The 23728-nt window shown below is 69.9% G+C and carries 24 protein-coding genes; 7 read left to right on the forward strand and 17 right to left on the reverse strand.

Annotated elements, in window-relative coordinates:
- Window positions 1-80 precede the first annotated feature (80 nt).
- Window positions 81-1466: a glucose-6-phosphate dehydrogenase gene (locus PGB26_RS04860; protein ID WP_271639215.1), complete on the reverse strand. Its 1386-nt coding sequence runs from the start codon at window positions 1464-1466 to the stop codon at window positions 81-83.
- Window positions 1467-1542: 76 nt separating this feature from the next.
- Here PGB26_RS04860 and PGB26_RS04865 point away from each other — a divergent pair, with 76 nt between their 5' ends.
- A complete protein-coding gene (locus tag PGB26_RS04865; RefSeq protein WP_271639216.1) occupies window positions 1543-3339 on the forward strand; it encodes a glycoside hydrolase family 15 protein in 1797 nt (598 codons plus the stop codon).
- A gap of 51 nt (window positions 3340-3390) precedes the next feature.
- Here PGB26_RS04865 and PGB26_RS04870 read toward each other — a convergent pair whose 3' ends face one another.
- From PGB26_RS04870 to PGB26_RS04915, 10 genes are all read right to left on the reverse strand, one after another.
- Window positions 3391-3978: a nitroreductase family protein gene (locus tag PGB26_RS04870; protein ID WP_271639217.1), complete on the reverse strand. Its 588-nt coding sequence runs from the start codon at window positions 3976-3978 to the stop codon at window positions 3391-3393.
- 120 nt (window positions 3979-4098) lie between these two features.
- Window positions 4099-5166 carry an ABC transporter permease gene (locus tag PGB26_RS04875; RefSeq protein ID WP_271639218.1) on the reverse strand — a complete coding sequence of 356 codons (1068 nt, stop codon included), beginning with the start codon at window positions 5164-5166 and terminating at the stop codon, window positions 4099-4101.
- Window positions 5163-6053 (reverse strand): ABC transporter ATP-binding protein, encoded by an 891-nt coding sequence (locus PGB26_RS04880; RefSeq protein ID WP_271639219.1) that lies wholly within the window; start codon window positions 6051-6053, stop codon window positions 5163-5165. Before PGB26_RS04880 ends, PGB26_RS04875 begins: the two co-directional genes overlap by 4 nt.
- 65 nt (window positions 6054-6118) lie before the next feature.
- On the reverse strand, window positions 6119-6385 hold the full coding sequence (locus PGB26_RS04885) for a hypothetical protein (RefSeq protein WP_271639220.1): 267 nt from the start codon (window positions 6383-6385) through the stop codon (window positions 6119-6121).
- Window positions 6382-7116 carry a response regulator gene (locus PGB26_RS04890; RefSeq protein WP_271639221.1) on the reverse strand — a complete coding sequence of 245 codons (735 nt, stop codon included), beginning with the start codon at window positions 7114-7116 and terminating at the stop codon, window positions 6382-6384. The genes PGB26_RS04885 and PGB26_RS04890 overlap by 4 nt, the downstream gene beginning before the upstream one ends.
- Window positions 7113-8447, reverse strand: coding sequence for a sensor histidine kinase (locus PGB26_RS04895; protein WP_271639222.1), 1335 nt, complete (start codon window positions 8445-8447; stop codon window positions 7113-7115). Before PGB26_RS04895 ends, PGB26_RS04890 begins: the two co-directional genes overlap by 4 nt.
- Window positions 8448-8537: 90 nt before the next feature.
- Window positions 8538-9326: an HAD-IIA family hydrolase gene (locus tag PGB26_RS04900; protein WP_271639223.1), complete on the reverse strand. Its 789-nt coding sequence runs from the start codon at window positions 9324-9326 to the stop codon at window positions 8538-8540.
- Between the two features lie 9 nt (window positions 9327-9335).
- Complete coding sequence (locus PGB26_RS04905) at window positions 9336-10217, reverse strand: HAD family hydrolase (RefSeq protein WP_271639224.1); 882 nt, start codon at window positions 10215-10217, stop codon at window positions 9336-9338.
- A gap of 43 nt (window positions 10218-10260) precedes the next feature.
- Window positions 10261-11106, reverse strand: a complete 846-nt coding sequence (locus tag PGB26_RS04910) for an exodeoxyribonuclease III (protein WP_271639225.1) — start codon at window positions 11104-11106, stop codon at window positions 10261-10263.
- A gap of 42 nt (window positions 11107-11148) precedes the next feature.
- Window positions 11149-11685, reverse strand: coding sequence for a YbhB/YbcL family Raf kinase inhibitor-like protein (locus tag PGB26_RS04915; RefSeq protein WP_271639226.1), 537 nt, complete (start codon window positions 11683-11685; stop codon window positions 11149-11151).
- Window positions 11686-11761: 76 nt separating this feature from the next.
- Between PGB26_RS04915 and pyrE the strand changes: the two genes are divergently transcribed.
- The gene (gene pyrE, locus PGB26_RS04920; RefSeq protein WP_271639227.1) at window positions 11762-12322 is read left to right on the forward strand and encodes an orotate phosphoribosyltransferase; all 561 of its coding nucleotides are present in this window, start codon (window positions 11762-11764) and stop codon (window positions 12320-12322) included.
- Window positions 12323-12411: 89 nt separating this feature from the next.
- Here pyrE and PGB26_RS04925 read toward each other — a convergent pair whose 3' ends face one another.
- From PGB26_RS04925 to PGB26_RS04940, 4 genes are read right to left on the reverse strand one after another with little or no spacing between them, the layout of a single operon-like run.
- Window positions 12412-12573, reverse strand: coding sequence for a hypothetical protein (locus PGB26_RS04925; protein ID WP_271639228.1), 162 nt, complete (start codon window positions 12571-12573; stop codon window positions 12412-12414).
- Window positions 12574-12590: 17 nt separating this feature from the next.
- Window positions 12591-13196, reverse strand: a complete 606-nt coding sequence (locus PGB26_RS04930; protein WP_071642034.1) for a metal-dependent transcriptional regulator — start codon at window positions 13194-13196, stop codon at window positions 12591-12593.
- A 2-nt stretch (window positions 13197-13198) separates the two neighbouring features.
- A complete protein-coding gene (locus PGB26_RS04935; protein WP_271639229.1) occupies window positions 13199-13525 on the reverse strand; it encodes a hypothetical protein in 327 nt (108 codons plus the stop codon).
- Between the two features lie 48 nt (window positions 13526-13573).
- Window positions 13574-14809, reverse strand: coding sequence for an Nramp family divalent metal transporter (locus PGB26_RS04940; RefSeq protein ID WP_271639230.1), 1236 nt, complete (start codon window positions 14807-14809; stop codon window positions 13574-13576).
- Window positions 14810-14944: 135 nt separating this feature from the next.
- Between PGB26_RS04940 and PGB26_RS04945 the strand changes: the two genes are divergently transcribed.
- The gene (locus PGB26_RS04945) at window positions 14945-15565 is read left to right on the forward strand and encodes a TrmH family RNA methyltransferase (protein ID WP_191712524.1); all 621 of its coding nucleotides are present in this window, start codon (window positions 14945-14947) and stop codon (window positions 15563-15565) included.
- A gap of 90 nt (window positions 15566-15655) precedes the next feature.
- Window positions 15656-17371, forward strand: a complete 1716-nt coding sequence (locus tag PGB26_RS04950; protein ID WP_271639231.1) for an acyl-CoA dehydrogenase — start codon at window positions 15656-15658, stop codon at window positions 17369-17371.
- Between the two features lie 112 nt (window positions 17372-17483).
- On the opposite strand, the gene PGB26_RS04955 is transcribed toward PGB26_RS04950, so the two are convergent.
- A complete protein-coding gene (locus tag PGB26_RS04955; protein ID WP_271639232.1) occupies window positions 17484-18407 on the reverse strand; it encodes a hypothetical protein in 924 nt (307 codons plus the stop codon).
- A complete protein-coding gene (locus PGB26_RS04960) occupies window positions 18404-19738 on the reverse strand; it encodes an MATE family efflux transporter (RefSeq protein ID WP_271639233.1) in 1335 nt (444 codons plus the stop codon). Before PGB26_RS04960 ends, PGB26_RS04955 begins: the two co-directional genes overlap by 4 nt.
- A gap of 237 nt (window positions 19739-19975) precedes the next feature.
- Between PGB26_RS04960 and PGB26_RS04965 the strand changes: the two genes are divergently transcribed.
- The 3 genes from PGB26_RS04965 to PGB26_RS04975 all read left to right on the forward strand — a co-directional run bounded on the left by PGB26_RS04965 (window position 19976) and on the right by PGB26_RS04975 (window position 23725).
- A complete protein-coding gene (locus PGB26_RS04965) occupies window positions 19976-20533 on the forward strand; it encodes a J-domain-containing protein (RefSeq protein WP_442923007.1) in 558 nt (185 codons plus the stop codon).
- Window positions 20534-20711: 178 nt separating this feature from the next.
- Complete coding sequence (locus tag PGB26_RS04970; protein WP_271639234.1) at window positions 20712-22676, forward strand: M13 family metallopeptidase; 1965 nt, start codon at window positions 20712-20714, stop codon at window positions 22674-22676.
- Between the two features lie 116 nt (window positions 22677-22792).
- Window positions 22793-23725 (forward strand): serine hydrolase, encoded by a 933-nt coding sequence (locus PGB26_RS04975; protein WP_271639235.1) that lies wholly within the window; start codon window positions 22793-22795, stop codon window positions 23723-23725.
- Window positions 23726-23728: the final 3 nt, after the last annotated feature.

A 23728-nucleotide genomic window follows, 5' to 3' on the forward strand; every position in this document is an offset into this window, starting at 1 on the left:
CGAGACTTGCGCACCTGCGCCCGGTCTCATGCCGGAAGGGAAGTCTCGCGGCGTTGTGCAGGGGGGGGCGGGGGCGGGGCTCAGTCGTGTGTCGACGTCTCCCACGAGGTGGGGCCGGTCGAGCCGGCGGCGTACTCGTCGAGAGGCGTCTCGCCCCGTGCCCAGGCATCCCGCACCGGCTGGATGATCCGCCAGCACTGCTCGGCCTCATCCGCCCGCACCGACAGCGCGACGTCGCCGTCGAGCAGCTCGTCGAGCACCTCCTCGTACGACCGCTGCTGACCGGCGCCGAGGCCCGCCACCAGATCCTCGTCGCGAAGCGCGAACGGGTCGTCGCCGCCGGTCACATGCAGCCTCAGATGCATCTCGTCGGGGCCGAGCGAGAAGGTGAGACGACCGCCGTCGGCGGGAGTGCCGTTGAGACCCGGCGGCACGTGCCGCACGGGCTTGAAGGTCACCACGATCTCGGAGCGTTTGCGTTCGAGCCCCTTGCCGGAGCGGAGGGTGAACGGCACCCCTGCCCAGCGGTCGCTGGACACCTCGAAGACGACTTCGGCCAGCGTCTCGGTCTGCCGCGAGACGTCGATGCCGTCCTCGTCGCGGTACGAGGGCAGCTCGCGCGATCCTCCATCGGCGAGCTGCTGCGTGCCGGCGGTGTACTGCGCGCGTCGTGAGAAGCGAGCCGGGTCGTCATCCATCACATGCGTGGCCCGCAGCACCTCCGCCTTGGCATCGCGCAGGTCGCGCTCGTGCAGGGTCGCCGGCGGATCCACCGCGAGCAGGGCGAGCACCTGCAGCAGGTGGCTCTGGATCATGTCGATCATCGCCCCGGCCTTGTCGTAGTACCGGGCGCGGCCCTCGAGCGCGACCGATTCGTCGAAGCGGATCAGCACCTTCTCGATGTGCTCGGCCGACCACACCGGCTCCCAGATGCGGTTGGCCAGGCGCACGCCGAGCAGGTTGAGCAGGGTCGATCGACCGAGGAAGTGATCGACCCGGAAGATCTGATTCTCGGGCACCAGCGCCAGCAGCTTGTCGTTGAGCGCGCGAGCGCTCGCCTCGTCCTGCCCGAACGGCTTCTCCATCGCGAGCACGGTGCCCTCGGGCAGAGTCAACCCGGTCATCGCATCGATCGCGGCGGCGGTGACAGCCGGCGGCAGGGCGAAGTAGAGAACGGTGTCGGGACCGAGAGTGCCGACGAGGGAGGCCACGGCCGAGGCATCCGTCACATCCGCCTGGATGTAGTCGGCGATCTCGACCCGGTCCAGCGCCCCCGGTGCGTGGGAGAACGCCTTCTCGACCGTCGCGTGCCAGGTCTCCGCATCCCAGTCCTCCGTCCCCGACCCGCGAAGGGTGACGCGGTCTGCGTGCCCCTTGCCGAGCAGGGAAGCCAGCGAGGGAAGCAGCAGCCGCGAGGTGAGATCGCCGCTGGCGCCGAGGATGAAGAGGGTTCTGGTCGTCGACATGGCACCGAGGGTAGTCGCCACCGAAGCGAGCGCAAGGGGGCTGGAGCGCGTGCGGCTCCGATGACAGACTGCGCTCGTGGTGACGCGAATCGAGGACTACGCCCTGCTCAGCAACTGCCGCACCGCGGCGCTCGTGTCGACGGAGGGCAGCGTCGACTGGCTGTGTCTGCCGCGACTCGACTCGCCCAGCACCTTCGCGGCGCTGCTGGGCGACGAATCGCACGGACGGTGGATGGTGCGTCCCGACGATCCGGATGCCACCGCCTCCCGTCACTACGATCGCGACACGTTCGTGCTCATCACCCGATGGCAGAGCGGCGACGCCGTCGCCGAGGTGCACGACTTCATGCCCGTCGACCCGGACCCGGGTGTGCAGATCCGGCGGACGGACGTCGTGCGCCGGATCGTCGGGGTGACCGGCGAGATGACGTTCACGCAGAGCCTGCGCATCCGCTTCGACTACTCGCGCGCCATGCCGTGGGTGCGCCAGACCGGCAGCGACGACGAACCTCAGCTGGTCGCCATGGCCGGTCCCGACGCGCTGATCGTGCGCGGCGCGCGTCTGACGGCGGTCGACCACGAGCATCGCGGCGACATCCGCATCGCAGCAGGCGAGGTGCGCGACCTGCAGCTGGCGTGGTTCCCCTCGCACCGCCAGGCGCCCGACCCGCTCGACGTCGATCATGCCCTCGAGACGACCAAGAAGTGGTGGCAGAGCTGGGCCGACACCATCGAGCACTCCGGACCCCATCACGAGAAGGTGGTGCGCTCGCTGCTGATCCTGCGTGCCCTCACCAACCACGAGACCGGCGGCATCGCGGCCGCGGCGACGATGGCGCTTCCCGAGGAGATGGGCGGGGAGCGCAACTGGGACTACCGCTACGTCTGGCTGCGCGACGCGGCGCTGACGCTCGAGGCGCTGCTCGGGCACGGTTTCCTCGGGCTCGCCGACAACTGGCGGGAGTGGCTGCTGCGGGCGGTGGCCGGTGACCCGGCCGACGTGCAGATCATGTACGGCCTGGCCGGTGAGCGCGATCTGACCGAGAGCGTGCTCACCGCGCTGCCGGGGTACGCTGGCTCGTCGCCGGTGCGCGTCGGCAACGGTGCGTGGGGGCAGTATCAGGCGGATGTCGTCGGCGAGGTGCTCGTGACCCTGTCGGCCGCCCGCAAGGCCGGTCTGGCTGAGAGCGCGTTCTCGTGGCCGCTCGAGCGCAGCCTGCTGCGCTTCGCGGCGGATCAGATCGACCACCCCGACCAGGGCCTCTGGGAGATCCGCGGGCCAGCGCGCATGTTCACCCATTCCCGGGTGATGATGTGGGCGGCGTTCGACCGCGGCGTTCGGGCGGTGGAAGACTACGGCCTGCCCGGATCGGTCAAGACCTGGCGCAGGCTGCGCGACCGGATGCGCGACGAGGTCGACTCCCGAGGCGTGTGCGACGGGCACTTCACCCAGCACTATGACACCGACGAGGTGGATGCGTCGCTGCTGCTGCTTCCCCAGGTCGGCTACTGCCGGCCGGATGACGAGCGGATGCTGGCGACCGTCGCCCGCATCGAGCAGACGCTCATGCACGACGGGCTGCTGTACCGATACCGCACCTCGAGCGGTGTGGACGGGCTGTCTGGTGAGGAGAGCCCGTTCCTCGCATGCTCGTTCTGGCTGGTCGAGCAGTACGCGAGCACCGGCCGACGCGACGAGGCCGCGCAGCTGATGGACCGGCTCTGCTCGCTGACCAACGACGTGGGGATGCTCGCCGAGGAGTACGACCCGATCGCCGGGCGTCAGCTGGGCAACACCCCGCAGGCGTTCTCGCACCTCGCCCTCGTCCGCGCGGCGGATGCCCTCGTCGACAGCGAGTGCCTGCCCCGCTGACGCGGAGAGCGCCGCCCCCGAAGGGACGGCGCTCTCGTCGGGATGCTCGCGTCAGGCGCTGGCGATGATGGTCTCGTCGATCGGACGACGCATGCGCGGAGCCGTCTCGCCCTTCTGGATGCCCTCGGGCAGGGCGTCAGCGCTGCCGAGGTCGCCGACGGCGATGACCGTGGTCGGCGCGAAGCGCGCGTCGAGACGGGCGATCTCACGGACCTTCTCGGGGTCGAAGCCGCTCATCTGGTGCACGTGCAGACCGTCCGAGTGCGCCTGCACCGACAGGTGCGCGACGGCCTGACCCAGGTCGTAGATCGCGTGTGTGTTGGGCGTGCCGTCTTCGGCGGCCGTCTCGGCGATGGCGACCACGAGCACCGCGGCGTGCGCTGCCCACGCCTGGTTGAACTCCACCAGCGTCGACACGACCTCGCGGTGCAGCTCGGTGCCGCGTCGCGCGACGATGAAGCGCCACGGCTGCGAGTTGTACGCCGACGGCGACCAGCGAGCGGCCTCGAGTGCCGACGACAGCTTCGCCTCGTCGATCGGAGCGTCCGCGTCATAGGCGCGGGGGCTCCAGCGGTCGGCGAGGACGTCGAGGACGGGGTGCTCGGTCTGGGCGGTGCGGTCGAGGACAGGGGTGCTCATGCGCGATGAGGTCCTTTCAAACAAGAGAACGGTGGACAGCGGACCTCATCGTCCATGGAACGCAACTCTTGCATGCGCACGCATATTCCCTGGCATCCGGAGGCCGGCACGTGCCACGACTCAGCCGCGCAGTGCCTCGGCGAGCTTGACCCGAGCCCCCATCCGCAGCAGCGAGTTCTCGTAGATCTTCGACGCGACGACGATCGCGGCGAGGCACGTGACGAGCAGGATGAGCAGAGACAGTGCGCCCTCCCACCACTGCGCCTCGCCGACGAACATACGAACCGGCATCGCGACGGGCGCCGAGAACGGCACGTACGACATGATCGTCAGCACCAGCGGGTTGTCGTTGAAGAAGATCACCAGGAAGTACGGCGCCATCACCAGCATCATCAGCGGCATGGTCGTCGATCCGATGTCCTCCTGACGCGACACCATCGCCGCCGCCGCAGCGTACAGCGCCGCGAGCAGCACGAAGCCGAACAGGAAGAACACCGCGAACCACAGGATCGGCGCGCCGATGCCGCTGAGCACGTCCTCCTGCCCGGTCACGATCAGCCCGACGATGGCGATCACGGCCAGCGCGACGATCTGGCCCATCGCCAGCACGGTGTTGCCGAGCACCTTGCCGGCGAGCAGCGCCCGCGTCGGGATCGCCGAGATGAGCAGCTCGACCACGCGGGTCTGCTTCTCCTCCACCACGCTCTGAGCGATAGTGCCTCCGAACGTCGATGCGGCGATCAGGAACACCACTCCGAATCCGAGCGCCACCAGATAGCGCAGCAGCGGGTCGGTGTCGGCCGGCTCCAGCACCTCGACCGTCGGCGACTGAGAGAGCATCATCATCAGGCTCGACGGTGCACCGTCCTTCGCGAGCACCACATACCCGAATCCGGTCGGGTCGCCGGGAACGAGAGCGGCTTCCACCTCGTCGCTCGTGACGAGCTCCTCGGCAGCCGCGCGGTCGGCGACCTCTCGCGCGTCGATGCCGGGCATCCCCTCGAGCACCGTCGCCGTCTCGGGTGTGACGGCGATGGCATCCGCGCTGGGGGCCTTGCTCATGAATCCGCCCAAGAGCACGCCGGCGAGCGCGATCAGCAGCAGGATGCCGGTGGCGATGACGAACGCGCGGCTGCGCAGCTTCGCCATGATCTCCCGCTCGGCGACGAGCCAGACGGCATTGTTCATGAGATGACCTCCTTGAAGATCTGGGCGAGGGACGGATGCTGGGGCGCGAAGCTCGACACGGCCCCGCGGTCGATGGCCTGACGCAGCACCCGCTGCGCGGTGGCGGGGGCGTCGACGTCGAACAGCGCCGAGCCGCCCTCGAAGTCGAGCACCGCGACTCCCGGCTCGCCGCGAAGCCAGCCGGCGTCGTCTGCGGAGTGCAGCTGATACCGCAGCGTCGAATGCGCCGCTCGCAGCTCTTCACGGGATCCGGCTGCGCGGATGGTGCCGCCGGCGATGATGATCAGGTCATCGCACAGCCGCTCGACGACGTCGAGCTGGTGCGACGAGAACAGGATGGCGGCGCCGGCCGCCGCACGGCGCTGCAGCACCTCGGCGACCACGTCGACGGCGAGGGGGTCGAGGCCCGAGAAGGGCTCGTCGAGGATGAGCACCTGCGGGTCGTGCACGAGCGCGGCGGCGATCTGAGCCCGCTGCTGGTTGCCCAGCGACAGGGCCTCGATCTTCTCGTCGAGCCGTTCGCCGAGCCCGAGCTCCTCGAGCAGCGCGGTGCCGCGCGCGGTGGCATCCGCCCTGCTGAAGCCGTGCAGTCGCGCGAGGTAGACGACCTGCTCGAGCACCTTCATCTTCGGGTACAGCCCGCGCTCCTCGGGCATGTATCCGAAGCTCTGCCGGTCGTGGGCTGTCGCCGGGCTGCCGTCGAGCGTCACGGTGCCGCTGTCGGGGGCGAGGACGCCGAGGATGATCCGCATCGTGGTGGTCTTGCCCGCGCCGTTGCCGCCGACGAATCCGGTCAGCCGCCCGGGGGCGACGTCGAACCGGATGCCGTCGAGCACTCTGCGTGAGCCGTAGCTCTTGGTGATGCCGTCGAGTCTGAGGAAGCTCATGATTTCACGCTAGGGAAGGGCGGTAGGGCACGGCATCCCCCCTGAGGCGGATTCAGCGGATCCGCCTATCGGCCGAGGTGCAGGGCGGCGCCCACGACGAGTCCAGCGACGAGCGCCCAGAACGCGGCGCTGATGCCGAGCAGCGCGACGCCGGACGCCGCGACGAGAAGGGCGCCGACCGCAGCCGGCCAGCCCCCGTCGACGACGCTGACAGCGGTGAGCACGACGGCGAACGAGCTGGTGAGGCCGACCAGGGCGGTCACGATCCCGGCGGTGATCGGACGGGTGGCTGATCCGCGCGGCCGCCCGGCGGCGGGCGGCGGCGCGCTCATCGGGTGAGCCCGTGGCGATGGGCCAGTACGATCGCCTGCACGCGGTCACGGGCGCCGATCTTCTGCAGCACCCGTGAGACATGGGTCTTCACCGTCGCCTCGCCGATGAACAGCTCGCCGGCGATCTCGGCGTTGCTGCGCGCGTCGGCCATCAGCACGAGCACCTCGGCTTCACGATCGGTCAGCGGTTCGGCGAGGATGCCGGGGGTCGCTGAGTTCACCTTCTCGGCCGCTGAGCCTGCCGGAGCGCCGCCCGCCCGGGTCGCTGCGCCGCCCTGTGCTGCCGAGCCTGCCGAGGCGCCGCTCCCCGACACCGCGAACCTCGACAGCACGCGCCGGGTCACCTCCGGCGCGAGGATCCCGTCGCCGGCGGCGAGGGCCCGGACCGCTGTGATCAGCTCCTCGGGGCCGGCGTTCTTCAGCAGGAAGCCACCGGCGCCGGCATCCAGCGCCTGGAAGAGGTACTCGTCGCGATCGAAGGTGGTCACGATCGCCACCGACGCCGTGACGCGTGGATCGGCGACGATGAGCCGGGTGGCCCGGATGCCGTCCATGTCGGGCATCTGCACATCCATCATGATGACGTCGGGCAGCAGGTCGGCGGCCAGCCGCACGCCCTCGATGCCCGTGCCGGCCTCGCCGACGACCTCGATGTCGGGCTGGGTGCCGAGGATCGCCCGGAAGCCGGCCCGCAGCATCGCATGGTCGTCGACGAGCAGGACCCGGATCATACGACGGCCCTTCTTCCTGCCTTCGAATCGTTCAACTCGTCGCCTCCCGGCCGCGGATGCCGCGGACCGGGCGATTCGAAATCGCCGGCCGCCGCGATAGGCACGGCGACCCGCACCCGGAAGCCGCCCTGTGGTCGTGGCTGCAGCTCGATCTCGCCTCCGGACGCCAGCGCGCGCTCGCGCATGCCGAGCTGTCCGAGCCCCGGCCGCAGCACGCCGACCGTGCGGCCGGTGTTCACGACCTCGAGTTCGAGGGCATCCGCGTTCCATCGCAGTCGCACATCAGCCGTCGCATCCGCCCCAGCATGCCGGCGGGCGTTGGTCAGCGCCTCCTGTGCGATGCGGTACAGATTCACCTCGACCGTCGACGGCACCGCGACGGGGTCGCCGATCTCGGTGTACGCGGTCGGCAGACCGGCATCCGTCGAGGCTCGCGCGAGCCGCTCGATGTCGGCGATCCCCACCGCCGACGGCTCGTCGTCGCCGCTGTCACCCGGATCGCGAAGCGTCTCGAGCAGTTGGCGGAAGTCGCCGATCGCGGCGCGGGAGGCGTCTTCCACTGCAGACAGCATCCGCTTCGCTTCGTCGGGGTCGCGGTCGATCACGAGCCTCGCCGCCCCCGCCTGCACGCCCATCACCGACACGTGGTGCGCGACGACGTCGTGCAGTTCGCGGGCGATACGCACCCGGTCGAGGGCCACCGCCTGCGCGGCGGTGATCTCGCGCTCGGCCTCCAGTTCGCGGGTGCGCTGCTCGAGCGCGGAGCGCTGGGCGGCGGCATGCCATGAGCGCTCGCCGAAGTAGTAGGCGCCACCGAAGTAGAGCACGTTGATCAGGAGGTTCAGCATCATGAACGCGACGAACGGCGAGAACAGCCCAGCGGCAACCTCGGCCTTGTCGGCCTCGTCGATCGCGTCGCGATACATCACGATGATCAGCCAGACGAACATGCCGAGGATGATGCCGGCGCGCACGAAGAACGCGCGGCGGCGGTCGTTCATCCAGGCGCCCACCGTGTAGAGCGCGATGAACATGGCGATGTTGGTCGCGTACACCTCGGGCACGCGCAGGGTGACGCTGGTGAACATGACGAGCGCGATGACGACGGCCACCAGTGCCGGATACCGCCGGCGCACGATGAGCGGAGCCGAGACGCCCACCGCGACCAGCAGCGCCCACGAGAGCGGCGCCTGCTCGTCGCGGTAGAGGCCGGAGATGCTCGAGAGTGCCGCGCTGATGACCGCGCCGACCAGCATGACCACGGCGAGAAGCAGGTCCTGCCGGCGGTCGCGGGCGGTCGGCGTGCGGGTGAAGACGGCGGGCGCGGGCATCTCTCCAACATAGGGACGAGGGGATGCCAGGGCATCCCCCTCACGACGGATGGGCGGGCAGGGCGGACGAGGCCGGCTGAGGCGAGGGCGTCAGTGGTCGCGATCGGCGGGCAGCAGATCTGCGACCGACTGCACGATCTCGTCGGGCCGGAACGGATACCGCTCGATCTCGGTCCGGTCGCTGATGCCCGTCATCACCAGTACGGTGTGCAGACCCGCCTCGATGCCGGCGACGATGTCGGTGTCCATGCGGTCGCCGATCATCCCGGTCTTCTCGGAGTGCGCGCCGATCTTGTTCAGCGCCGAGCGGAACATCATCGGATTCGGCTTGCCGACCACGTACGGCTCGCGCCCGGTGGCCTTCGTGATCAGCGCCGCGATCGCACCGGTGGCCGGCAGCGGACCTTCGGCGCTGGGACCGGTCGCGTCGGGGTTGGTGACGATGAAGCGCGCGCCGGTGCCGATGAGTCGGATCGCCTTGGTGATCGCCTCGAATGAGTAATTGCGGGTCTCACCGACCACGACGAAGTCGGGTCGGGTCTCGGTCATGATGAAGCCCGCCTCGTGCAGGGCCGTGAGCAGACCGGCCTCGCCGATCACGAAGGCCGACCCGCCGGGCAGCTGCTGTGCGAGGAAGTCGGCGGTGGCCAGAGCGGAGGTCCAGATGCGCTCCTCCGGCACGTGCAGGCCGCTGGCCCGCAGCCGCGCCGACAGGTCGCGCGCGGTGAAGATCGAGTTGTTGGTGAGCACGAGATACGGGATGCCGTCGCACTCCCATCCGGCGAGCAGCTCGGACGCGCCGGGGATCGCGTCGTTCTCGTGCACGAGGACGCCGTCCATGTCGGTGAGCCAGCATTCGATCTCAGAACGATCAGCCATGAGTTCAGGCTAGCGGGCGGATGCGTCCGCGCAGACACGGTCGGGAGGGGTTCCGGAGTCGTCTGCGCAGACGCGCAGCATCCGCTCGATCACGATCGCGACGCCGTCGTCGGCGTTCGCCGCGGTGACCTCGTCGGCGGCATCTCGCACGACGTCGATCGCGTTGCCCATCGCCACGCCGTGACCGGCCCACTGCAGCATCTCGAGGTCGTTGAGCGCATCGCCGAACGCGAGCACCTCGTGCGCCTCGACGTCGAGCCGCCGGCACACCTGCGCAAGACCGGTCGCCTTCGTCACGCCCTCCGCCATCACCTCGACGAACGGCGCACCCGAGAGCGTCGCCGCGAACCCCTCGAGCCCGAGTGCGTTCAGCGTCGCGAAGATCTCGTCGATCGGCACCGACGCATGCCGGATGACGAGCTTGAGGCTCGGCGATCCGACGACCTCGTCGAGCGCGACGCCACCCATGGTCTGCGGGTCGCGCTTGTGGTCGCTCAGCTGCGCGATCTCGGCATAACCGTGCTGCGCGACGAAGCCCTCGCCGGCGTCACGCACGCTGGCGAAGAGCAGATCCGGGATGCTCTCGAGCAGCGCCCGCGCGAGCTCGCCCTGCACCTCGGCGGGAATCTCCTCCGCGAACAGGTGCTCGCCGGTCGTCAGGTGCAGCCCGTAGGCGCCGTTGCCGCACAGCGCCCAGGAGTCGAAACCCGCCTGCTCGGCGATCAGCCGCAGCGCGATCGGCTGGCGCGCTGTGACTGGGATCGCCTCGATCCCGGCATCCCGAGCGGCGTCGAGAGCTGCGCGGGTGCGCGAAGAGACGGCGCCCGACTCGTCGAGCAGCGTGCCGTCGAGGTCGGTCGCGATGAGGCGGATGCCCGAGAGCGGTGTCACGCGCGAATCACCTGCCCGGTCACGCGGATGCCCGAGAGTGCGCTCACGCGAAGATCATCGGCAGGTCGGCGTCATCGTCACCGCCGCCGAAGTCGAGGTCGACGACGACGGGAACGTGATCGCTGGGCTGCTCGCCCTTGCGCTCGTTGCGATGGATCGACGCGCCGGTGACGGCGTCGGCGAAGGGCTTCGAGCCGAGCACGAAGTCGATGCGGATGCCCTCGTTGCGGGGGAACTTCAGGCGCTGGTAGTCCCAGTACGTGAACCCCTCGGGGATCAGCGGGCGCACGACGTCGGTCACGCCGGCCGACTCGAGGGCGAAGAACGCCTCGCGCTCGGGCGGTGACACGTGCGTCGAGAAGCCCTGCACGATCGCCGGATCGCCGTTGTCGTGATCGAACGGGATGATGTTGAAGTCGCCCACCAGCGCGAGCGGCAGGTTCGGGTCGGCGGCGAGCTCGTCGGCGGTCGCGGTGCGCAGCGCCTCGAGCCAGTGCAGCTTGTAGTGGTAGTGCTCGTCGTTCAGGGAGCGGCCGTTGGGCACGTACAGGCTCCACACCCGCACGCCGTCGACCATCACGCCCAGCGCGCGCGCCTCGAGCGGGGCATCCGGACCCTCGTGCCCCTTGGCGAAGCCGGGCTGCCCCGCGAACGACGTGCGCACATCGGTCATGGGCAGGCGGCTCGCGATGGCCACGCCGTTCCACTGGTTGAAGCCGTGCACCTCGACCTGGTAGCCCGCCTCTTCGAACGGTTCATAGGGGAACTGCTCGGGCTTGCACTTGATCTCCTGGAAGGCGAGCACGTCGACGTCCTCGCGCACGGCGAAGTCGACGGCGCGCGAGACGCGGGTGCGGATCGAGTTGATGTTCCAGGTGGCCAGACGCATGCATCCAGCCTATTCGCGGCGACCCACAGACGCCGCCGACGGCTACCGCTCGGCCGGGTCTCCCGTGCCGATCAGCACCCCGCGAGCGAGCGTGTGGAAGTGCCGGTTGAAGCCGAGCACGGCGGGCGTCGAGCCGGGCTCGAGGTCGAGGTGATCGACGTCGAGCGCGTCGACGACGAAGAAGTAGCGGTGCACGCCCGTGCCGGCGGGCGGGGCCGCGCCGATGAAGCGCTCCTTGCGCGCTTCGTTGGGCAGCACGATGGCGCCGTTCGGCAGGTCGGCGGTGGTGCCGTCGCTGCTGTCGAGGCGCCGCACGTCGGGAGCGATGTCGTAGGCGGCCCAATGCCAGAAGCCCGACCCGGTGGGGGCGTCGGGGTCGAAGCACGAGATCGCGAGGCTGAGGGTTCCGGCCGGCGGGTCGGACCATTCGAGGGTGGGGTGGCGGTCTTCGCCCGCGCGGTCCGACGACCAGGCGAAGCCGGGCAGCGGCCCTCCGGCGGTGAAGTCGGGGCTGGTCAGCTCGAGCGGGGCGACCGGGCGCAGCTCGGCGAGTTCGGCATAGGGATCGTACGAGAACATGTGTGACCTCCGCGTTCCACGGTAGGGGAGGAGCGCGCATCCGGCCAGGCGTCGGGCGGTGAATACACTGGATGCCGTGACCAACCCCGCCGAAGACCGCCAGACCCTGCTCGACCTCATCAAGGACGAGGCCGTGTTCCACGGCGACTTCACCCTCTCGAGCGGCAAGAAGGCGACGTACTACGTCGACATGCGCAAACTGACGCTCGATCACCGCGCAGCTCCCGCGATCGGGCGCATCATGCTCGACCTCATCAAGGACTTCGACATCGCCGCGGTCGGCGGGCTCACGCTCGGCGCCGACCCGATCGCGAACTCCGTGATGCACGCGTCGGTGGCGACGGATCGCCCGCTCGACGCCTTCGTCGTGCGCAAGGAGCCGAAGGATCACGGTCGCGGACGCCAGGTCGAGGGCGCCGACATCGCGGGCAAGCGCGTCATCGTGCTCGAAGACACCTCGACCACCGGGCAGTCGGCCCTCAAGGCCGTCGAAGTGCTGCGCCGGGAAGGCGCAGAGGTGCTGGCTGTCGCCGTGATCGTCGACCGCAAGACCGGCGCGCAGGCCGCGATCGAGGCCGAGGGTCTGCAGTGGCTCGCAGCCTACGACCTCGACGACCTGGGCCTCGACCCGCAGTAGCCGCCGTGCCCGCCGACATTCCGGTGACATTCCCGGGGGCCGGCGCCCCGCTGACACTCCCCCGATTCGTACGTGGTTCCGGTGTCTCGTCAGTGCTTACCGCGGGGCCGGTCGTCGTCGTCCCAGGGGCCCTCGTACCACTCGCCCCGGTTGTCGCGCTTGCGCGGCTTGAGCAGCTGGATGGTGATGAGCGTCAACGACGCGAGGCCGATGCTGATCAGCACCAGGAACAGCATGTCGCTCTGATTCACGGTCGGTTCCTCCTCGCTCAGCCTAGGCTCAGCCAGATCGCGTGGGCTGCTCCGTCGGGCAGGTCGGCCGGAGCGGTGATCTCGACGCCGACGCTCACACCCGCGTCCTCCAGTCGCTGCAGCAGGTCGGGGTCGCGATCGCTCACCCGCAGCACGCGGCCGGTGTGCCCAGCGGGCGCGTCGCCGAGCAGCACGAACGGCTCGCGTACGACGTCGCCGTTCGCGTCGGGGATCGCGTCGCCGTGCGGATCGAAGCGCGGGCGTCCGAGGCGCTCGTCGATGGCATCCAGCAGCCGATCGCTGATCGTGTGCTCGAGCACCTCGGCCTCGTCGTGCACCTCGTGCCAGGCGTAGTCGAACTCGCGCACCAGCCAGGTCTCGATCAGGCGGTGGCGCCGCAGCATCTGCAGTGCGCGCTCCCGCCCGGCATCCGTCAGCTTCACCGCACCGTACGGCACGTGCGAGACGAGACCTGCGGCAGCGAGCTTCTTCACCATCTCGGTGACGCTCGACGGGGCGATGCCGAGCGCACCGGCGAGCTGCGACGGGGTGATCGGCGCGTCCTGCCACTCGGTGTGCGCGTAGACCGTCTTGAGGTAGTCGTCGAAGGCGGGGGATGCCATGCTCAGCCGCCGAGTGAGACCAGCACGTTGAACGCCGCGTTGCCCGCGAAGAACAGGATCGCGAACCCGGCGATCGCGGCGAGCAGCGACAGGCGCCCATCGTAGTCGTTCACGCCCCGGGTGCCGATGGCGCGAGCCCGGAACGCGAGGAACAGGGTCAGCGCGCCGAGCGCGAGCTGCACCCACGGGCCGCCGGCCGGAAGCAGATCAGGCAGCGCGATGAGCAGCACGCCCAGGGCTCCCGATGCGAGCGCGAACCACGTGCTCAGCTGCATCGCCCGACGCGCCTCGGAGTCGTCGCGGTGCTTCTTGGCGGGGGAGGAGGGCATGATCTCGAGCCTACCCGGGGGAGTCCGCGCCTCCCTCGCGTGCCGGGGTCACGCGCCGGTCGCGACCAGCCAGAGCAGCACGGCGTTCAGGGCGATCAGCAGCACCGCGAACACGACGCCGAGCACGGTGGTGATGGTGCGGTTGGCGTGCTCGCCGAGGGTGCGGCGCTGGGCGGTGAGCGCGACGAGCGGCACGAGCGCGAACGGGATGCCGAATGACAGCACCACCTGACTGAGCACGAGCGCGAGAGTCGGGTCGAATCCGACGCCGAGCAGCACGAGCGCAGGAATCAGGGTGACCAGGCGCCGGGCGAGCACCGGGATGCGCACGGTCAGCAGTCCGTGCATGATCTCCGCTCCCGCGTAAGCGCCGACGGAGGTCGACGCGAGACCGGACGCCAGCAGCCCGACCGCGAACAGGGTGCCGATCACCGGGCCGAGGCTCGCGCTGATCGCGGCATGCGCGCCCTCGAGCGAGTCGGTGCCGTCGACGCCGGCGAGATTGGCTGCGGCCAGCAGCAGGATCGCGAGATTGACGGAGCCCGCGATGACCATCGCGATCGTCACATCCCAGCGGGTGACGGCGAGCAGCATCCGGATGCCCGGGCGGCCGACCTCGGTGGCGAACCGGTCGCGCGTGAGAGCACTGTGCGCGTAGATGGCGTGTGGCATGACGGTGGCGCCGAGGATCGAGGCGGCGAGAAGCACCGAGCCGCTGTCGGCGAAGCGCGGCAGCATGCCGCCGAGCACGCCCGCGGGGTCGGGCGGTGCGACGAAGAGTCCTGCGACGAACCCGATCACGATGACCGCCATCAGGCCGATGATGACGAACTCGAAGTGCCGTGGCCCGCGCCGGGTCTGGATGGTCAGCAGCACGATCGAGACGGCCCCGGTGATGGCTCCGCCGAGCAGCAGCGGAATGCCGAAGAGCAGATGCAGGGCCACGGCTCCGCCGAGCACCTCGGCGATGTCGGTGGCCATGGCGACGAGTTCGGCCTGCAGCCAGTAGGCCCGGCGCGACCACCGATTGCGGATGCGGGTGCCGAGCACCTCGGGCAGGCTCTGCCCGGTGACGATGCCGAGCTTCGCCGACAGGTACTGGATCAGCCAGGCCATCACGTTGCCGACGACGACGACCCAGACGAGCAGGTACCCGTAGCGGGCGCCGGCGGTCATGTTGCTCGCCACGTTGCCGGGGTCGAGGTAGGCGACACCGGCGACGAGGGCGGGGCCGAGCAGCCAGGCGCTGCGCCACCATGACCATCGCGCTCTCGTACTCTCCACCAGATTTTTAGGCACACCTAAAAATAGCACTACCCCTCCGGCTTTCGAATCGCTCAATTGGCGACGGCCGCGGCCCCAGACCGGCAAGGCGAGCGATTCGAACGCGGGGGTGGGGGCGCGGTTAGGCTGGGGACGATGGACGAGACCGGGTCAGAGACGCAGCCGGGATACGGCGTCGGCCCGTGGCCGGGCGAGTGGCCGACCGACGAGCACTACGACCCCGAGCTGCTCGCCCACGGCGACACCCGCAACGTCATCGACCGGTACCGGTACTGGCGGATGGATGCCATCGTCGCCGACCTCGACACGCATCGGCATCCGTTCCACGTGGCGATCGAGAACTGGCAGCACGACATGAACATCGGCTCGATCGTGCGCAGCGCCAACGCGTTCCTCGCCGACACCGTGCACATCATCGGTCGCCGCCGCTGGAACAAGCGCGGCGCGATGGTGACCGATCGGTATCAGCACGTGGTGCACCACCCCGATGTCGCGGCGTTCACGGCGTGGGCGGCGGGCGAGGGCATCCCGATCATCGCGGTCGACAACGTGGGCGAGGCGGTGCCGGTCGACCGTGCCGCTCTGCCCGAGCGCTGCGTGCTGCTGTTCGGGCAGGAGGGGCCGGGGCTGTCGGATGAGGCGCTGGCCGCGGCATCCGGCCATATCGAGATCACCCAGTACGGCTCGACCCGCTCGATCAACGCGAGCGCGGCGGCGGCGGTCGTCATGTACGAGTGGTGTCGCCGATACGCCTGAGCGGATGCCCGGACGGAGACCGTCCGGCGCTTCTCTTGGTACGCAGTCCCGCGTAGGATGGGCCTGAGTCTCACGCGAATGGAGTGCAGCATGGCATCCGACTACGTCCCCCCGGTCGACGACTACCGCTTCCTCTTCGGCGAGGCCTTCGGCCTCGACCTGCCGGCGCGCTCGACCGGCGGTGCGTTCACGGCAGAGGACGCCACCGAGATCATCGCCGGGGCCGGCGAGTTCGCGGCGTCCGTCCTGGCGCCGCTCGAGACCAGCGGCGATCGCGAGGGCGCGCGCCTCGAAGACGGGCAGGTTCGACTTCCCGCCGGGTTCGCCGAGGCCTACCAGGCATTCATCGAGGCCGGCTGGGTGAGCGCCGAGGCGCCGGAATCGGCCGGCGGCGACGGGCTCCCCGGATCGATCCGTGCGGGACTGGGCGAGATCTGGAACGGCTCCAACGCGGCGTTCGCGCTGTGCTGGCTGCTGACCGCGGGTCAGATCCATGCGCTGGATGCCGCGGCATCCGACGAGCTGCGCCAGACCTACCTCACCAAGCTCGTCTCGGGTGAGTGGACAGGGACGATGAACCTCACCGAGCCCGACGCCGGCACCGACCTCGGCGCGATCCGCACGATCGCGACGCCGCGATCCGACGGGTCGTGGGGCGTCAGCGGACAGAAGATCTTCATCACCTGGGGCGACCACGACGTCGCCGAGAACATCGTGCACCTCGTGCTCGCGCGCACGCCCGAAGCCCCGGCCGGCGCCAAGGGGCTGTCGCTGTTCGTCGTGCCGAAGTTCCTGCCAGACGCCTCGGGCGCCCCCTGTGAGCGGAACGCTGTCACCACGGTCGCGCTCGAGCACAAGCTCGGCATCCACGGCAGCCCGACCTGCGTGCTCGCCTACGAGGATGCCACGGGCTACCTCGTCGGCGAAGTGGGCGGCGGCCTCGCGGGCATGTTCGTGATGATGAACTCGGCTCGTGCGGGCATGGGCTTCCAGGCCACGGGCATCTCCGACCGCGCCTACCAGCAGGCCGTCGCGTACACGAACGACCGTCGCCAGGGCGCGGTGCTCGACCGCCCGGCGGGTGCGCCGATCGCCGAGCATCCCGACGTGCGTCGTCTGCTGCTGTCGATGCAGAGCCGTCTGTTCGCCATGCGAGCGCTCGGCGTGTACGTGGGCGACCTGTTCGACCGCGCCGATGCCGACGGCACCCGGGCGCTCGCCGAGTTCTTCGTGCCGATCCTGAAGGGGTGGGCGACGGAGGACGCCGTGGCGCTGACCAGCGACGCCATCCAGGTGCACGGCGGCATGGGCTTCATCGAGGAGACCGGAGTCGCGCAGCACTACCGCGATGCCCGCATCATGCCGATCTACGAGGGCACCACGGCCATCCAGTCCAACGATCTGATCGGCCGCAAGGTGATCCGCGACGGTGGCGCGACCGCTGAGGCGCTGTTCTCGCTCATCAGTGAGAACGTCGAGACGCTGCGGGGGCTGGAGCACGAGGTTGCCGCGCGCACGGCCGATCGCCTCGAGCGGGCGGTCGATGCGGCTCGCCGCGCCACGGCGTCGCTGCTCGGCTTCGGCATGACGCGCGACGCGTTCGGCGTCAGCGTGCCGTACCTGATGCTGCTCGGAACCCTCTCCGGCGGCTGGATGCACGGCCTGGCGGTCGCTGCTGTGCTGGCGCACGCGACTCCGGATGCCGCGGATGCCGAGCGCCTGATCTCGGCCGACTTCTACGGCGCCCACCACCTGCCGCGCGTGCACATGCTCGCCGAGACGGTCGCGGCGGGCGAGGTCGCCTGACCGCACTCGGCGTCTTCGCCGACACCCCAGTCATCACCGAGACCCATGGCTGTGCACGTCCGCAGCCGGGGGTCTCGGCGGCAGGTAGGGGTGTCGGTGAGAGGACGCGGGCTCAGCCGATGCGGCCGGAGACCTCGATGTCCTCCGCGACGCGGACGCGCAGGTCGTGCACGCGCAGCGTGCGGCTCGCGCCGTCGGCGGCCGCCTCGGCGTTGAGATCGAGCCGCCGACCCTCGGCCTCGCGCAGCTCTTCGCGCATGAGGCGCAGGGCCAGGGCGATCAGCGGATTGCGGCTGCTCAAGCGCACGGTCTTCACGGCGATGATCGCATCGCGGGCGACGTGCAACTCTACGTGGGCGCGCACGGTCGCGTAGAAGACCTTCCACCGCACCGCAGCCACCGCGTCGATCGTGACATTCTGATCGTCGTTCGCGGTGACATCCGTGTCGAGGCGGCGCAGCCGCATGCCCGATTCCTTCATCAGGGGGCGTGCGACCGACTCGATCATCGGACCCAGGTCATCGGCGCGCATGCGCACGGAGAAGGCGCCGCTCGGGGCGCCGGGGTCGTCGGCATCCGCGATCCCGAATGCCGTCGCCGGTCGGTCCGCGCGAACGGGCGTCTCGTAGCGAGCCCAGTCGAAGGCGACGTTCTGCAGGGTCGCGTCGATGCGGATGTCATATCCCTGGATGTTTGCCGGGTCGGCGGTGATTCGGGCGAAGCGCAACGCTCCGGGGATGCGGTCGAGGATGGCCGGCTCGGTCTCCGCCTTCGCCTGCGGCTCAGGAGTCGCACCGTCCCCGGGCTTCATCTTCAGCTTCACGCCAGTGGCGTCGATGAGCAGGTGGGTGATCTCGGCGCCGTCGAGGTCGACTGTGGTGCGGACGTCGTCGAAGCCACTCACGCGCATGTCCGCGCTGCTCGCGACCTCGGCGAAGAGCTCGTCGCGCAGGCGGCGTTCGACGGTCGCGGAGTCGCCGGGCCAGGCATCCGGAACCCAGCTCTTGTCGTCGTGTCGGTTCCTCCAGGGACTCATGCTCCCACCTTCGTCCATGCGTCGGTGCGCACCCGCCAGCCGAGGGTGCCGAGACGCGCGAGCAGGTACACGCCGAAGAACGCGACGGCGAGCCAGACGAGTCCGGCGGCGCCGGCGACACCGGTGGCGGCGATGATCCACAGCGCGGGCAGAAATGGCACGAGGTTCAGCACACCCGCGATCGCGAGGTAGCGGGCGTCGTTCGCGCCCATGAGCACGCCGTCGAGCACGAACACGATCCCCGCGACCGGCTGCGCGACCGCGAGCACGAGGAACGCGGGCTGCGCGAGCGCACCGATCTCGGCATCCCCCGTGAAGACGACGCCGATCACACCCGACAGGGCGGCGATGGCGGCGCCGACGATCACTCCGAACCACGCTCCCCACGCCACCGTGCGGCGCAGCACGCGGTGCACCTGCGCGAGATCGCCCGACCCGAGACCCTTGCCGATCATCGCCTGCGCGGCGATGGCGAGGGCGTCGAGGGCGAACGCGGCGGTCGAGAAGATGGTGAAGGCGATCTGCCAGCCGGCGAGCTCGCGCGTGCCGATGCCCGTCGCGACGGCCACGGTGGCGAGCAGCGCGACGCGCAGACTGACGGTGCGCAGGAACAGCCATCCGCCCGAGCGGGCGGTGCCCCGGATGCCGCTGCGCTGAGCCTTCATCGACGCGCCGTGTCTGAGGGCGAGACGGCGGATGACGACCACGTACGCCGAGACCATCCCCCATTGCGCGGTGACCGTGCCGAACGCAGAGCCGGCGATGCCCCAGCCGAATCCGTAGATGAAGACCCAGTTCAGCAGGGCGTTGGCGCCGAAGCCGAGGCCGGCGATCCACAGCGGGGTCATGGTGTCCTGCATCCCGCGCAGCAGCCCGGTGGCGGCGAAGACGATGAGCATCGCCGGCAGGCCCCACATCGAGATGGTGAGGTACGTCTGCGCCTCGGTGGAGACCGCGTCGGATGCCCCGAATGCGGCGATCAACGCCGGGCTCGCCAGTGCCCCGACAGCGGCGAGCACAGCGCCCAGCCCCAGGGCGAGCCACATGCCGTCGATGCCGACCGAGACGGCATCGCCGGGGCGGCCGGCTCCGTACCGGCGTGCGACGGCGGGCGTGGTGGAGTACGCGAGGAAGATCATCAGCCCGACGATCGTCTGCAGCACCGCGCTGGCGATGCCGAGGCCCGCGAGTGGTGAGGTGCCGAGGTGGCCGACCATCACCGAGTCGAGGATGAGGAATGCCGGCTCGGCGACGAGGGCGCCGAGGGCGGGCACGGCGAGTCGCAGGATCTCGCGGTTGAGCGCGGGGGACGGGGATGCGGTGGATGCCACCTCACGAGCCTATGGGGTGGGTCGGACGGTGGACGGGGCGCGGTCAGGCGGCGATGTCTGTGGCGTTGATGCGGACGATGACGGTGACACCGCTGACGGGCATCCGGCTGTCGCAGTCGAGCGCGTGCGCGCAGAACAGGTTGAGGGCGTCGGCGCGCATCATGGTGACGGTGCGCTAATCGGTTGACGCCCGGCCACCGACGCCCGCGTACCCTGGATCGCACGGAGGTGCCTGCCATGTCTGACGCGATGAGCAATGCCGCCCGCTACCGCGCGCGTCGCGACGCCGGCCACGGTATGGAGGCCGAGCCGGAGAACGACGCGCCGATGGTGCTGAACGCGCAGAACAAGGCGGAGTTCGTCGAGACGGCCATCCAGCTCGCGATCCGTCGCGGCGAGTTCGACAACCTGCCCGGCGCCGGCAAGCCGCTCGAGGGACTCGGCACCCACCATGACCCCGACTGGTGGATCCGTCGCAAGATCGAGACCGAGAATCTGTCGGGCCTCGGTCCTCCCGCGCTCATGCTGCGCGTCGAGGATCGTGAGCTCGACGGCGAGCTCGATCAGCTCGGCCGCGAAGAGGATGTGCGCGGTGTGCTCGACGACTTCAATCGCCGCGTGATCGAGACCCGGCGTCAGCTGCTCGGCGGCCCACCGGTGGTCACGCAGCCGCGAAATGTCGAGGCGGAGCTGGCGGCCTGGCGCGAACGCCGGGCGGCCCGGCAGGCGGATGCCCGTGCCGAGGCGGCTCCGGATGCCGAGCCGCGGCGCGCTCGACGCTGGTGGCGGCGCTGACGTCTTCCCCGGACCCGCGCGCCTGGCCGGTTCAGAGATGGGAAACGCCGGTGCGGATGCCCGGGCACCGGCGTTTCCCATCCCTGACGGCACTCACGGCGGCGCGCACCACGGCGTCACCCGCGCGATGCCAGGGCCCGCAGGCCTGAAGTCGGCCCCGCCGCATAGGCTGGACGACATGACTGACGTTCTGCCCTCCGGCCTTGCCATCAGCGAGTTCAGCTCCGACATCCGTCCGCAGGACGACCTCTACCGCCACGTCAACGGCGCGTGGCTCGAGGCCGCCGAGATCCCCTCCGACAAGGCGCGCTGGGGGTCGTTCCACATGCTGGCCGAGCAGGCCGAGAAGGACGTCCGCGAGATCATCGTCGAATCGCAGGATGCCGCTGAGGGAACCCTGGAGCGCAAGGTCGGCGACCTGTTCCGCAGCTTCATGGACACCGACCGCATCGCCGAGCTCGGCCTCGCCCCGCTGCAGTCCGAGCTGGCGAAGGTCGACGCGATCGACGGCATCCCGTCGTTCCTGCGCACCGTCGGCGCGTTCGACCGCGAGGGCATCGCCGCACTGATCGGCGTCTTCATCGAGCCCGATCCCGGCAACCCCGAGCGCTACGTCCCGTTCGCCGTGCAGGCCGGGCTCTCGCTGCCAGACGAGAGCTACTACCGTCTCGACAACTTCACGGGCACCCGCGCTGCGTACCGCGAGCACCTCGAGCGCCTGCTGAACCTCGCGGCGATCGCCGACGCCGCCGAACAGGCTGACCGCGCCTTCGGTCTCGAGCACGAGATCGCGGGCCACCACTGGGACAACGTCGCCTCCCGCGACGCGGTGAAGACGTACAACCTGAACACGTGGGACGAGTTCCAGACGCTGGCCGGGGTAGACCTGACGCCGTGGCGGGATGCCGTGGCCCCTGCCAACCCGAGCGCATTCGACGAGCTCGTCGTCTACCAGCCCAGCTTCTTCGAGGGGCTCGGCACGCTGCTCGTCGAGGAGCGCCTCGAAGACTGGAAGGCCTGGCTGCGCGCCAAGGTCGTGCACGGTCTCGCGGCCTACCTCACCGACGACTTCGTCGACGAGAGCTTCTCGTTCTACGGCACCGAGCTCACGGGCACGCCGTCGATCCGCGAGCGCTGGAAGCGCGGGGTATCGCTCGTCGAGGGCTCGCTGGGCGACGCCGTGGGTCGCATCTACGTCGAGCGGCACTTCCCGGCAGAGTCCAAGGCCGCCATGGACGAGCTCGTCGCGAACCTCATCGAGGCGTACCGGCAGAGCATCCAGAAGCTGGACTGGATGAGCCCCGAGACGCGGGAGAAGGCGCTCGCCAAGCTCGACACGTTCCGCCCGAAGATCGGCCACCCGGATGTGTGGCGCGACTACGACGGAGTCGACATCGACCCCGGCGACCTCATCGGCAACGCCCGCCGCGCAACGGTCTTCGAGCACGATCGTCAGGTATCGAAGGTCGGCAAGCCGATCGACCGGGACGAGTGGTTCATGCCGCCGCAGATGGTGAACGCCTACTACAACCCGCTGATGAACGAGATCGTCTTCCCCGCGGCGATCCTGCAGTACCCGTTCTTCGATCCGAAGCGCGACGCGGCAGCGAACTACGGCGGCATCGGTGCGGTGATCGGTCACGAGATCGGGCACGGCTTCGACGATCAGGGCAGCCGCTACGACGGCGACGGCCGGCTGCAGGACTGGTGGACGGATGCCGATCGCGAAGCGTTCGAAGAGCGCACCAAGGCGCTCATCGCCCAATACGACGCCCTCGTGCCGCTCGGCCTGAGCGAAGAGAACCGCGTCAACGGAGCGCTGACCATCGGTGAGAACATCGGCGACCTCGGCGGTCTCGGCATCGCGCTGAAGGCGTACGAGCTCTCGCTCGGCGGCGAGGAGGCGCCCGTGATCGACGGATACACCGGCATCCAGCGCCTGCTGCTGTCATGGGCACAGGTCTGGCAGCAGAAGAGCCGCGAGGCCGAGACGATCCGCCTGCTCACGATCGATCCGCACTCTCCGAACGAGTTCCGCTGCAACCAGATCCTCAGCAACATCGATGCGTTCTACGAGGCGTTCGATGTGAACGACGGCGACCGGCTGCACCTTCCGGCCGAGCAGCGGGTCACCATCTGGTGAGGCCTGGTTGCGCGCTCAGCGCGCGGGGCTAGGATGACGGCGGCATACGGGGATTCGCGAGAGCAGCGGATCCTCGCAGCCGTCGCCTCCGCTTCTCCCTGTTAGGACAACCGCGCGTGGTTCCGTCGTCCGCATCCGGCTCTGAGTCGCCTTCCGGCGCGCCCGCGGCTCGTCGACGCGGGGCACGCGGCGGCCGACGCATCCCGCGGCGCGCGGCCGCCGGACGTCGCTCGTTCGCATCGAGCCTGCGCCGTCTCGAAGAGGTGGCGCAGAGCGGAGCGCAGGTCTCGGTGCACGTCGTCGAACTCGACTCGGGTCGCGTCGTGCTAAGTGGCGACGACCACGTGCCGCTGCCGATCGCGGGTTTGGGACTGGTGCCCGTGCTGGTCGAGACCGCGGCGGGCTTCGCGTCGCGCGTGCTCGACCCGCTGCAGATCATCGAACGGCCGGACGAGCCCGTGGCGGGCTCGGGGCTGTGGCGACACCTTCGGGTGCCGGCTCTGCCGCTCGTCGATCTGGCCGTGCTGGCCGCGGCTGCCGGAGATCCGAACGCAGCCAATGCGCTGCTCGACGCCGTCGGCCACGAGCGGGTGCAGGCCCGGATGGTGGCGCTCGGGATGCCGCGCAGCGCCGTGCTCGATCTGTTCCGCGACGTGCGCGGTCCCGACGACGCCCCGCACGTCGCCGTGGGAACGACGCGCGAGTTCGCCCGACTGTTCGCGGCACTCGTCGACTCGCGCACCATGGACGCCGCCGTCAGCGCCCAGGTCGCCGAGTGGCTCAGCCTGAATCAGGACCTGGGCCTCGTGGCATCCGCCACCGGACTCGACCCGTTCGCGCACGACGACGACGCCCACGGGCTGCTCTTCATCAACAAGACCGGTCGTGATCGCGGCGTGCGCGCTGAGGCGGGCGTGCTGGCAGGGCCTCGTGCCGGAGTCGCGTATGCGCTCACGATCTGCTTTGACGACCTCTCGATCAGCCATCGACTGCGCGCTCACGACGCGTTCCGGGTGCTCGGCACCGACCTCATGGAGTACACGCACTGACGC

The organism is Microbacterium sp. nov. GSS16 (genome assembly GCF_028198145.1).
Taxonomy (GTDB): Bacteria; Actinomycetota; Actinomycetes; order Actinomycetales; family Microbacteriaceae; genus Microbacterium.